The 10,069-nt window shown below is 65.3% G+C and carries 13 protein-coding genes; 9 read left to right on the top strand and 4 right to left on the bottom strand.

The annotated features are described in order from the left end of the window. Positions 1–416, top strand: a 416-nt coding sequence (locus MJ956_RS00805; RefSeq protein WP_253962585.1) for a biotin/lipoyl-containing protein, incomplete at its 5' end; no start/stop codon positions are given. Position 417: 1 nt separating this feature from the next. On the opposite strand, the gene MJ956_RS00800 is transcribed toward MJ956_RS00805, so the two are convergent. Next, positions 418–1,290, bottom strand: coding sequence for an SDR family oxidoreductase (locus MJ956_RS00800; RefSeq protein WP_423724765.1), 873 nt, complete (start codon positions 1,288–1,290; stop codon positions 418–420). 414 nt (positions 1,291–1,704) lie between these two features. Here MJ956_RS00800 and MJ956_RS00795 point away from each other — a divergent pair, with 414 nt between their 5' ends. Together MJ956_RS00795 and MJ956_RS00790 are read left to right on the top strand one after the other, a co-directional pair. Further along, positions 1,705–2,577, top strand: a complete 873-nt coding sequence (locus tag MJ956_RS00795; RefSeq protein WP_253962583.1) for a formate/nitrite transporter family protein — start codon at positions 1,705–1,707, stop codon at positions 2,575–2,577. Positions 2,578–2,608: 31 nt separating this feature from the next. Next, complete coding sequence (locus tag MJ956_RS00790) at positions 2,609–3,844, top strand: MFS transporter (protein ID WP_253962582.1); 1,236 nt, start codon at positions 2,609–2,611, stop codon at positions 3,842–3,844. A 52-nt stretch (positions 3,845–3,896) separates the two neighbouring features. On the opposite strand, the gene MJ956_RS00785 is transcribed toward MJ956_RS00790, so the two are convergent. Together MJ956_RS00785 and MJ956_RS00780 are read right to left on the bottom strand one after the other, a co-directional pair. Further along, on the bottom strand, positions 3,897–4,055 hold the full coding sequence (locus tag MJ956_RS00785; protein ID WP_253962581.1) for a DUF3309 family protein: 159 nt from the start codon (positions 4,053–4,055) through the stop codon (positions 3,897–3,899). A gap of 94 nt (positions 4,056–4,149) precedes the next feature. Next, positions 4,150–4,323: a DUF3309 family protein gene (locus tag MJ956_RS00780; protein ID WP_253962580.1), complete on the bottom strand. Its 174-nt coding sequence runs from the start codon at positions 4,321–4,323 to the stop codon at positions 4,150–4,152. Between the two features lie 177 nt (positions 4,324–4,500). On the opposite strand from MJ956_RS00780, the gene ispG reads away from it, so the two are divergent. The 4 genes from ispG (at position 4,501) to MJ956_RS00760 (ending at position 7,636) form a co-directional block, all read left to right on the top strand. Then, positions 4,501–5,766, top strand: coding sequence for a flavodoxin-dependent (E)-4-hydroxy-3-methylbut-2-enyl-diphosphate synthase (gene ispG, locus MJ956_RS00775; RefSeq protein ID WP_253962579.1), 1,266 nt, complete (start codon positions 4,501–4,503; stop codon positions 5,764–5,766). Positions 5,767–6,016: 250 nt separating this feature from the next. Next, complete coding sequence (locus MJ956_RS00770) at positions 6,017–7,009, top strand: lytic transglycosylase domain-containing protein (protein WP_253962578.1); 993 nt, start codon at positions 6,017–6,019, stop codon at positions 7,007–7,009. A gap of 61 nt (positions 7,010–7,070) precedes the next feature. Beyond that, complete coding sequence (locus tag MJ956_RS00765; protein ID WP_253962577.1) at positions 7,071–7,268, top strand: type II toxin-antitoxin system VapB family antitoxin; 198 nt, start codon at positions 7,071–7,073, stop codon at positions 7,266–7,268. Next, complete coding sequence (locus MJ956_RS00760; RefSeq protein WP_253962576.1) at positions 7,265–7,636, top strand: type II toxin-antitoxin system VapC family toxin; 372 nt, start codon at positions 7,265–7,267, stop codon at positions 7,634–7,636. The genes MJ956_RS00765 and MJ956_RS00760 overlap by 4 nt, the downstream gene beginning before the upstream one ends. A 78-nt stretch (positions 7,637–7,714) precedes the next feature. Here the strand turns inward: MJ956_RS00760 and MJ956_RS00755 are convergent, their stop codons facing one another. Continuing rightward, positions 7,715–8,617 carry a polyprenyl synthetase family protein gene (locus tag MJ956_RS00755; RefSeq protein WP_253962575.1) on the bottom strand — a complete coding sequence of 301 codons (903 nt, stop codon included), beginning with the start codon at positions 8,615–8,617 and terminating at the stop codon, positions 7,715–7,717. Positions 8,618–8,790: 173 nt separating this feature from the next. On the opposite strand from MJ956_RS00755, the gene MJ956_RS00750 reads away from it, so the two are divergent. Both MJ956_RS00750 and rpmF read left to right on the top strand, forming a co-directional pair. Beyond that, complete coding sequence (locus MJ956_RS00750; protein ID WP_253962574.1) at positions 8,791–9,477, top strand: biosynthetic peptidoglycan transglycosylase; 687 nt, start codon at positions 8,791–8,793, stop codon at positions 9,475–9,477. 230 nt (positions 9,478–9,707) lie between these two features. Continuing rightward, the gene (gene rpmF / locus MJ956_RS00745; protein ID WP_253962573.1) at positions 9,708–9,893 is read left to right on the top strand and encodes a 50S ribosomal protein L32; all 186 of its coding nucleotides are present in this window, start codon (positions 9,708–9,710) and stop codon (positions 9,891–9,893) included. The last annotated feature ends 176 nt before the right edge of the window (positions 9,894–10,069 follow it).

Below are 10,069 nucleotides of genomic sequence, written 5' to 3'. Positions count from 1 at the left end.
AGCAGGAGGACGAGGTTCTCGTCGACATCGAGCGTGGCAAGACCCTGGTCATTCGCTGCCTCGGCTTCGGCGAGACCGACGAAAAGGGCATGCGCACGGTATTCTTCGAGCTCAACGGCCAGCCGCGGCGGGTTAAGGTGCCCGATCGCGCCCACGGCGCGCCCGGCGCCGCGGTCCGGCCGAAAGCCGAGGTCGGCAACGCCAATCATGTCGGCGCGCCGATGCCGGGCGTCGTCTCGACGCTGGCCGTCGCGCCCGGTCAGGCGGTCAAGGCCGGCGACGTGTTGTTGTCGATCGAGGCGATGAAGATGGAAACCGCGCTGCACGCGGAGCGCGACGGCACGGTCGAGGCCGTGCATGTCACCGCCGGCGCCCAGATCGACGCCAAGGATCTGCTCGTGGTCTACGCGGCCTGAGCTACAGCATCAGCCGCCCACCGGTGACCGCCAGAACCTCGCCCGTGACATAGGTGGAGTCGTCCGAGGCCAGATAGACATAGGCCGGCGCGAGCTCCGCCGGTTGCCCCGCCCGGCCGAGGGGCGTCGAGGAGCCGAAATTCTCGACCTTCTCCTGCGGCATGGTGGAGGGTATGAGCGGAGTCCAGATCGGGCCGGGAGCGACGGCGTTGACCCGGATACCCCTGTCGGCCACCAGTTGCGCCAGCCCGCCGGTGAAATTGGCGATCGCGCCCTTCGTGGTGGCATAGGCCAGCAATCGCGGCGACGGATCGGTCGCGTTGATCGAGGTGGTGTTCACGATCGCTCCGCCCGGCTGCATGTTTCGGATCGCCGCCTTGGAAAGATAGAACATCGAGTGGATGTTGGTGCGGAAGGTCACGTCCCATTCCTCCGCGCTGATGTCCTCGATGCTGTCGAAGGTCGCCTGGTGCGCGGCGTTGTTGACCAAGATGTCGAGCCGGCCGAAGGTATCCATCGCCTTCTTGACCAGCGCCTCGCAATGATCCTCCTGCTTGATGTCCCCCGGCACGACGACCGCCTTTCGGCCCGCCTCCTCGACCAGCCGGGCCGTCTCCCGCGCGTCCTCGTCCTCGTCATAGTACGAGATCAGCACATCCGCGCCTTCGCGGGAAAATGCGATGGCCACGGCGCGCCCAATGCCGGAATCGCCGCCGGTGATGATCGCCACACGATCGATGAGCTTGCCCGACCCCTTGTAGCTTTCCTCGCCATGGTCGGGCCGCGGCGCCATCGCGTCCGTCTTACCTGGCATATCCTGTCTTTGGCTGGGTTGCTTCGGTCGCGGATAGGCGTTCCGGGGATCGAGTGCCATGATGCCCTCCAATCAGCTTGGAGCGGACAAGGACCGCCGCCGCCGGACGAGTACCGGCGCCTGGCCGTGTCACGCGTTGAAATCCCTTTCGAAACGTCCGAACTGGCTCCGGTTTCGGTTCGAAAAGCCGATATTTCGTCAGCCAGCCAACAGTTTGTCGGGCGGGAAAGCCCCTTCGGCTTGGCAGTTGCGTCAGATCAACCCGTCGGGGTCGGTTGTGTGCTCGTGTCGGCTCGGGCGGGGAAGCTGGATACAACGCATCAGGCGGACGGTTCGCGTCGCGGCGGAACGTGGTTCAACCGAAATGGGCCCGGCAAGCGCTGCGGGCGACGGTCGCCGATCTTGCGCCACGTCATTGCTCGGGAGCCGCAATGCGTATGTTTCGCCTGATGCGCTGCAACCAGGACGATGACGATGGTTACACGGCAAGATCAGGTAACGGAATCCAAGTCGAGCTTCTCCGGCGTCGACGATCGCTCGCCCGAGGAAACCGCGGCCAATGCCGTTGTTTATCTCTCGGGAAAAGTGAAGAAACCGGCGACCGACGTCGTCGTCCTCTCCGTCCTGGCCGGCGCCTACATTGCATTCGGCTCGATCTTCTATCTTGTAACCGGCGCGGGCGACGAGGGCTTGTTCGGGCTCTCGCGTCTGTTCAGCGGCGTCGCCTTTTCCGTCGGCCTGATACTCGTGGTCATCGCCGGGGCAGAGCTGTTTACCGGCGACACGATGTTGGTGATTCAGCGGGTGCGCCACACGCTCGACCGGGCCACGATGTGGCGGTTCTGGGGCATGGTCTATGCCGGAAATTTCATCGGATCGCTGATCATCGCGATCTTGTTCGTGGTGGCGGGCGGACACTGGATCGGCGATGGCGCCGTGGGTCTCAACGCGCTCCGGGTTGCCGCCGGGAAGACCGGCGACCCCTTCTACGCCAATTTCGCCGCGGGAATTCTTGCCAACATGCTGGTCTGTCTGGCGATCTGGCTGGCGCTCGCCGCGCGAACGGTGCCCGGCAAGATCCTTGCGATCGTCGGTCCGATCTCGACCTTCGTCGCCGCCGGTTTCGAGCATTCCATCGCCAACATGTCGATCATACCGATCGGCCTGATGACCAAATGGTTCGCCGGCGAACCGTTCTGGACGATGACCGCGTCCGCACCCGATGCGTTTGACGGGCTGACCGTCGGCTGGTTCCTTTGGAGCCTTCTTTTCGTGACGATCGGCAATATGATCGGCGGCGGCCTCGTGGGTTTGTCGTATTGGTATGCGTATCTGCGCGAGGAATAGGCGTCGCGCAGGTCATACAAGGATTGTCGCGTTGAATGATGGGCAGCGGATCGCGGCCGGCTGGAGTCCCCGGCCGTCGGTCAAAACGCCGGGTACCCGAACCGCCGCCGCCGTCGCTTTCTTCGTCAATGGCTTCGTGCTTGGCAGCTGGGCGCCACAGGTGCCCGTCCTGGCGGAGCGGCTCGGTATCACCCAGTCGACGCTCGGCCTGTTCGTCCTGGTGCTCGGGCTCGGCGCCATGACCGCGATGCCGCTGATCGGCGCGACGATCGCCAGGAGCGGATCGCGGCGACCCGTGCTCGCGACGCAGATGCTGCTGGCTTTCGCGCTGCCGCTGCTGGCGGTGGCCCCGAGCATCCCCTTCGCCGCTCTGGCGATCTTCTTCTACGGCATGACGTTGGGCGGCATGGATGTGGCGATGAACGCCAACGCCGTTGCGGTCGAGCGGGGTGCCGGCAAGGCGATCATGTCGTCCTTTCACGGCTTCTGGTCGATCGGCGGATTCGTCGGCGCCGGCGCCGGCGGAGCCGTCATCGCGGCGATCGGGCCGTTCGCACACACGCTCCTCGTCGGCGGCTTGACCCTCGTAATGCTGTGGCCGGTATGGCGGCACATGCTGGAAGACAGGCAACACGCCGTGAGCGGCGACGGCTCCAGGGCGGTGGGGCTTTCCGGCCTGATCGCGGCCGCCAAGCGTGATCGCACGGCTCTCGCCACGGCGCTCGCCATCGGTATCTTTTCGCTGTTCGCGATGGTGCCGGAGGGCGCGGCGATCGACTGGAGCGCGATCTATCTGCGTCAAGATCTGAACGTCGATATCGCCGCATCGGGGTTCGGCTTCGCCGCTTTTTCGGCGGCGATGGCCCTGTTCCGCTTCGTCGGCGACAGGATCCGGGACCGGATCGGCGCGGTCGGCACCGTGCGCCTTTCCCTCCTCGTCGCGGTGGCGGGCCTGACGCTGATCGGCCTGGCGGGAAATCTGCCCATGGTCCTCGCAGGTTTCGCGCTTCTCGGGGTCGGCCTGTCCAACATCGTGCCGATCGCCTTTTCGGCCGCCGGCAACGTCGATGGGCTGAAGCCGGGCATCGGCATCGCCATCGCGACGACCTTCGGCTATTCAGGCATCTTGATCGCGCCCGCCGCGATCGGAATCCTGGCGGAGCGCTTCGGCTTTCCGGCCGTATTCCTCGCAATGTCCGCGCTGCTGGTGGTCATCCTCGCAATGTCGGCACTGATGGCCGGCGCCGACCGCCGAAAACACGATTGATGTCAGGAGACCGGCGCCAAGCCGATCTCCTGTGTGACGGGCAGGTCGCGTCTTAGATCCGTCCGAGCAGAAGCAGGATCAGGATCACGACGACGATCAGGCCGAGGATACCCGATGGACCATAGCCCCAACCGCGCGAGTAGCCCCATGACGGCAGTGCGCCGATCAGCAGGAGAATGAGAATGATGAGAAGGATGGTACCGATGCTCATGGTGAGGTCCGATCGTTTTATTGACAACAGTCACCATCACAAACCGTTGAACACCGTTCGGGTTCCCGCCTAAGGACGCAAATGATCCGGTTGGTTAAGCCGGACCAAATCCTCCGATCGCGACGAATACGGCGAGCATGGTGAAGATGATCGCCAGCGCCAGTGTCGGACGATACCCCCATCCCCGGGAATAGGGCCAGGTGGGCATGACCGCGATCAGAAGAAGAAACGCGACGACGACGACGATCGGTCCGTATTGGAAGGGCATCGCAAACTCCGGAGTGGATTGGTCTTCGCCTCGGTACGCACCGCCCTCGTCGGGATCAAGACCGGTTCGGATCGCGATGCATGGTTTTTAAGTGCCGGGCGTGGTGCCAATCGAATTGACAAGCCCGCGCCAAGACGCCACCTCGCAGGTCTAAACCACATGTCCTCAAGGTTCGCCATGATCGTCCAGACTTCGATCGACACGTTCGACGCCGATCCCGCGCCGCGCCGCCCGACTGTCGGGGTCGATGTCGGCGGGATCGTCGTCGGCGGCGCCGCACCGGTCGTGGTGCAATCGATGACGAACACCGACACCGCCGACGTCGACGCGACGGTGGCGCAGGTCGCCGCTCTCGCCGAGGCGGGGTCCGAGATCGTGCGGATCACCGTCGATCGCGACGAATCCGCCGCCGCCGTGCCGAAGGTGCGCGAACGGCTGGACCGGTTGGGTGTCACCGTGCCGCTGGTGGGCGATTTCCACTATATCGGCCACAAGCTCTTGGCCGACCATCCGGCCTGCGCCGAGGCACTCGCCAAATACCGCATCAATCCCGGCAATGTCGGCTTCAAGGACAAGAAGGACCGGCAGTTCGTCGCGATCGTCGAAACCGCGATACGCTATGACAAGCCGGTGCGGATCGGTGTCAATTGGGGCTCGCTCGACCAGGAGCTCTTGACCCGGCTGATGGACGCCAACAACGACTTGCCTCAGCCGCGCTCGGCCCGCGCCGTAACCCGCGAGGCGATCATCCAGTCGGCGCTGCTTTCCGCCGCGCTCGCCGAAGAGACGGGGCTTTCGCGCGATCGCATCATCCTGTCGGCCAAGGTCAGCCAGGTACAGGATCTGATCGCCGTCTACCGGGATCTGTCGCGCCGCACGACCCATGCGCTGCATCTCGGCCTGACCGAAGCGGGCATGGGCTCGAAAGGGATCGTCGCCTCCTCGGCCGCGATGGGCATCCTGCTCCAGGAGGGGATCGGCGACACCATCCGCGTGTCGCTGACGCCGGAGCCCGGCGGCGACCGCACCCGCGAAGTGCAGGTCGCCCAGGAGCTTCTGCAAACGATGGGGTTCCGCCAGTTCGTGCCGGTCGTGGCGGCCTGCCCGGGTTGTGGCCGAACCACCTCGACCGTCTTCCAGGAACTCGCGGAAAAAATTCAGACGGATTTGCGTGTCAACATGCCGGTCTGGCGGGAGAAATACCCCGGCGTCGAAGCGCTCAACGTCGCGGTGATGGGCTGCATCGTCAACGGACCGGGCGAATCCAAGCATGCCGATATCGGCATTTCGCTGCCTGGAACCGGCGAGACCCCGGCCGCGCCGGTTTTCGTCGACGGCAAGAAGACCGTGACGCTGCGCGGGCCGAATATCGCCACGGAGTTCCAGGCGATGGTCGCCGCCTATATCGAACGCCGGTTCGGCGAGAAGCAGGCGGCGGAATAGCCGTATCCGGGTCGAGCATCGGACCGAAGGCCGGGATCCGGTTTTAGGACTATTCCAACGCGCAATTAACGTGATGAAGCGTCCTTTACGCGTCCGAACAGACGCACGGCGCTCTCGTTCGCCGGGCGGGCGGCCAGTGTCTCGTCGCGTATTGCGGTGGGGCTTTTCGCCGGGCCGCCGCTTCGCCATAGTGGCGGGCAGCCGATGCCGGTTTGGCGGCGCGGCCGCCGGCCCGATGCGGATCAGTCCGATGCAAGACGATCTTTCCATGTTGCGGCTCGTTACCCTCTGCTCCATCGCGGGGGTATTCGCTCTTGGCGCCATCGCGCCGACGCGGGCCGTTCCGGCCGGTGACGAGGCCAGCTTATCGCTGGCCCTGCCCGCCCTCGCCTATCCGACCACCGCGCCGGGCATCGTCGCCGACCCGAGCGGCCCGCCCGCCGAAACACCCGCCAAGGCGGCAGCACTGCAGACATCAAAGCCGACCGCCGCCGATATCTGCCAGTTGATCGCCGCGAATGCCGACGCCGTCGGCATGTCCAGGGACTTTTTCGCCCGGCTGATCTGGAAGGAAAGCCGCTTCGACAGCGGCGCGATCTCTCCCGTCGGGGCCCAGGGCATCGCCCAGTTCATGCCCTATACGGCCGACGAACGCGGCCTCGCCGATCCTTACGATGTTGCCTCGGCCATTCGGCACTCGGCGCTCTATCTCAGCGATCTGAAGGACGAACTCGGCAATTGGGGCCTCGCCGCGGCCGCCTACAATGGCGGCATCAACCGGGTGAAGGGCTGGATCGCGAATGGCGGATCGCTTCCCTACGAGACCGAGGAATACGTCAACGCCATCACCTTTCGCCCCGCCGACTGGTTCAAGGAAGATGGCAACGAACTGGAAGAGCGGCGGCTCGACGCCGAGCTGGGCTTTCCGGAAAGCTGCGCCAAGCTGCCGGTGATGAAGACCCGGGCGATCTTCGCCACCGTCGAGAGCGCCCCGATGCGCCCCTGGGGCGTGCAGGTTGCCGGCCATGTGAAGCAGTCGGTCGCGATGAAAATGTTTCGCCGCGTCCAGTCTGCCTATTCCGGAATTCTCGGCGGCAAGGCGCCGCTCGTCCTGCGTGATCGCGCCGGCGGGCGGGCCCGGATCTACGCGGTCCGGATCGGTGCCGACACGCGCGGCGAGGCCGACCGGCTCTGCCAGCGCCTGCGCGGCGCCGGCGGCTCCTGCGTGGTGATGAAGAACTGAAGCTTTCACCTTGCGGACATTGCCGGATGGGCTACGCTGCTTTTGCGAACTGGAGATGCCGATGCGTACGACGATCGCCCTCGACGATGACTTGGTTGCAAAGGCACAGGATTTTACGGGGCTTAAAGAAAAAAGTGCGCTCGTACGCGAAGCGCTGAAAGCCCTGATCGAGAGAGAGAGCGCGAGACAGCTGGCGCGCTTGGGCGGCAGCGAGCCGGACTTGATCATCGCCCCGCGTAGGCGCATTCCGCCGGAATGATCCTTGTCGACACCTCGATCTGGATCGATCATCTCCGCCGCGCAGATGCGGAATTGTCGGAGTACCTTCTCCAGGCGCAGGTCTTGACGCATCCTTTTGTCATTGGGGAACTGGCCCTTGGAAATCTGCGTCAGCGCCAGACCATTCTCCAAGCCTTGGATGACCTTCCGCGAGCCATTATTGCCTCTGATGCGGAGGTACAGCGCTTTATCGAAGACGAAAAGCTGTTCGGTGCCGGTATAGGATATGTCGACGCACACCTGCTCACCTCGGCCCGGAGTACGCCAGGAGCCACCTTATGGACCGGGGACAGGCGCCTCCGCGCGGCGGCCGAGCGGCTGTCGCTCGCCGGCGATGGCAGTGAGTAGACGACGCCCCTGTCGGATATATGAGGCAGGAACGATCGACATGGCCTCAGCTGCTCCGATACCGCTCAGTCCTGTCGCTCAACTGCGTCTATCCGCCACGAACCGCGCCGTCGCGATCAGCGTCGTGGCCTTTGCGCCATAGGGGGCCAGTTCCGCTTCGGCCTGCGTCACGAGTTCGGCGAGGCGGTCTTGCGTCCAGGCGATGCCGTTGAGCGCGGGCAGCGTCTTCTTGCCCCGACCGCGGTCCTTGCCCGCCGCCTTGCCGAGCGTCGCGGCATCCGCCGTCTCGTCGAGAAGATCGTCGGCGAGCTGGAAGGCGAGCCCGACGATTTCGCCAAAGCGCCGCAGCCGGGCGCGATCATCGGCGGCCGCGTCGGCGATCACCGGCCCGGCCTCGCAGGCGCAGGCGATCAGCGCCCCGGTCTTCATCGCCTGCATCGTGGCGATCTCGTCCTCCGACAGGGCGCGCCCCTCGGCTTCCAGATCGAGCGCCTGTCCCCCGGCCATGCCCGCCGCCCCCGCGTCGCGCGAGACCAGCGCGACCAGCCCGAGACGGGCCGAAGCGGAAAGACCGTCTTCGTCGGCAATCAGCCCGAAGGCGAGCGTCAACAGGCTGTCACCGGCGAGAATCGCCGTCGCCTCGTCGAACGCCTTGTGAACGGTCGGCTTGCCGCGCCGCACGGCATCGTCGTCCATGGCCGGCAAATCGTCATGGACCAGCGAATAGCAGTGAACGCATTCGAGCGCGGTCGCCGCACCGAGCGCCTTGTCCGGATCGGCGCCGAACAGGCGGGCGCTCTCCAGGAGAAGAAACGGCCGCAGCCGCTTGCCGCCGTCGAGCGCGCCGTGGCGCATCGCCCGGAGGAGCCGCTCTGGAGCCGCAGGAAGCACCGGTCCGGCGCCATCAAGGCTACGGGCAAGACAGGTCTCGACCGCCGCCGCCGTAGCAGCCAGTCGCTGCTCGAATTCACTGATGCTCATTACCTCTTCCCGCTCGCCGAAGCCGGGTGTGGCTTTGCCCCCGCCCGCCGTTCCGGTCAAGCGATGCGGCGTTGCGGGGCCGCGATCGCCCGGATAGAACGCTTTGTCATGAGGCCGCTCGACCATCCCTGTTTCCGTCCTAGCGGGACCGCCCACTCCCACGGCAAGCCGTGATGCGCCGCCTCTTCGCTCGCGCACTGCTCGCGATCCTTCTGATTGCCGCGATTCCTCTCGTCCTCGTCCCGGTTTACGCCGTTCCCGCCGTGCATCCGGTCTCGACGCTCATGCTGGCCGATCATTTCAGCTTCCGGCCGATGCTCCGCGAGTGGGTCGCGATCGACGATGTCGCGCCGGTGATGGTCTATTCGGTGATGATGTCGGAGGACGGCCAATTCTGCCGGCATCGCGGCATCGACTGGGGCGAGATGCGTGCGGTCGTCAAGGAGGCGTTGGCCGGCGAGGAGACGCGCGGCGCTTCGACCATTCCGATGCAAATGGTGAAGAACCTGTTTCTGTGGAACGGCCGATCCTATCTGCGCAAGGGCCTGGAAGCGCCGCTGGCGCTTTACGCCGACGCCGTCCTGTCGAAGCGACGCATCATGGAAATCTACCTGAACATCGTCGAGTGGGACACCGGCGTTTATGGGATCGGGGCGGCGAGCCAGCACTATTTCGGCCGCCCCGCTTCCGAACTCAACGCCCGCCAGGCAGCGCTTCTCGCCGTCACGCTGCCGGCTCCTGGGACCCGCAGCCCGGCCGACCCGAGCAAGAGCCTCGATCGGCTGGCCCGCCGCGTGGAACGTCTCGCGAGCCGGTCCGGCGACTATGTCGGCTGTCTGAAGCCGGCGAAGGTGAGCTGACGGATTTCGCCCCGCCCCCTTTCCAAAGCCGCCGGGCTTTGCTATGGGCACCCTCGAATTCCCGTCATGGTGAAGCTTGGCCGCGATCGCAGCGTGATCGCAGTGGCTTCGGACGTGAAAGCGCGGCGCCAGGAACCGGCACGTTTCCTGGCGTTGGCGCGCAACAGATCAGACTGACGTCGCCGATGCGCCTCGCGGGCCATCGCCCGACAGCCCGAACGGAGCAGGACATGGCCGTACCCAAACGCAAAACGACCCCGTCGAAGCGCGGCATGCGCCGCTCGGCGGACGCGCTGAAGGCGCCGACCTATATCGAGGACAAGGATTCCGGCGAGTTGCGCCGGCCGCACCATGTCGACCTGAAGACCGGCATGTATCGCGGTCGCCAGATCCTGACGATCAAGGAAAAAGCCTGACATCGAAGCGCGCGCCAGGCGGCTTCGGGCGCGCGGAACAGGTCGGGGTCGGCGCAATAGCGGCCGGAATCCGGCGCGGATCTCGGCTCCGGCGCCGACATCCCTCAAGACCCCCATCCAGCATCGAAAAAGGCCGGTTTCAGTGACCGGCCTTTTTTGCGTCTGCGCGGGCAATC

It is taken from the genome of Aurantimonas marianensis (assembly GCF_024195285.1).
Lineage (GTDB): Bacteria > Pseudomonadota > Alphaproteobacteria > Rhizobiales > Rhizobiaceae > Aurantimonas > Aurantimonas marianensis.
The sequence above is the reverse complement of the archived record's forward strand: the minus strand, read 5'-3'. Positions and strand labels throughout refer to the sequence as shown.

Bases quoted from the DNA above. Each gene is read 5' to 3' on its own strand.
- rpmF (WP_253962573.1), top strand. From the start codon at position 9,708: ATGGCCGTACCCAAACGCAAAACGACCCCGTCGAAGCGCGGCATGCGC.
- MJ956_RS00765 (WP_253962577.1), top strand. From the start codon at position 7,071: ATGCGTACGACGATCGCCCTCGACGATGACTTGGTTGCAAAGGCACAG.
- MJ956_RS00800 (WP_423724765.1), bottom strand. From the start codon at position 1,290: ATGGCACTCGATCCCCGGAACGCCTATCCGCGACCGAAGCAACCCAGC.
- MJ956_RS00780 (WP_253962580.1), bottom strand. From the start codon at position 4,323: ATGCCCTTCCAATACGGACCGATCGTCGTCGTCGTCGCGTTTCTTCTT.
- MJ956_RS00750 (WP_253962574.1), top strand. From the start codon at position 8,791: ATGCGCCGCCTCTTCGCTCGCGCACTGCTCGCGATCCTTCTGATTGCC.
- MJ956_RS00770 (WP_253962578.1), top strand. From the start codon at position 6,017: ATGCAAGACGATCTTTCCATGTTGCGGCTCGTTACCCTCTGCTCCATC.
- MJ956_RS00785 (WP_253962581.1), bottom strand. From the start codon at position 4,055: ATGAGCATCGGTACCATCCTTCTCATCATTCTCATTCTCCTGCTGATC.
- MJ956_RS00755 (WP_253962575.1), bottom strand. From the start codon at position 8,617: ATGAGCATCAGTGAATTCGAGCAGCGACTGGCTGCTACGGCGGCGGCG.
- ispG (WP_253962579.1), top strand. From the start codon at position 4,501: ATGATCGTCCAGACTTCGATCGACACGTTCGACGCCGATCCCGCGCCG.
- MJ956_RS00760 (WP_253962576.1), top strand. From the start codon at position 7,265: ATGATCCTTGTCGACACCTCGATCTGGATCGATCATCTCCGCCGCGCA.
- MJ956_RS00795 (WP_253962583.1), top strand. From the start codon at position 1,705: ATGGTTACACGGCAAGATCAGGTAACGGAATCCAAGTCGAGCTTCTCC.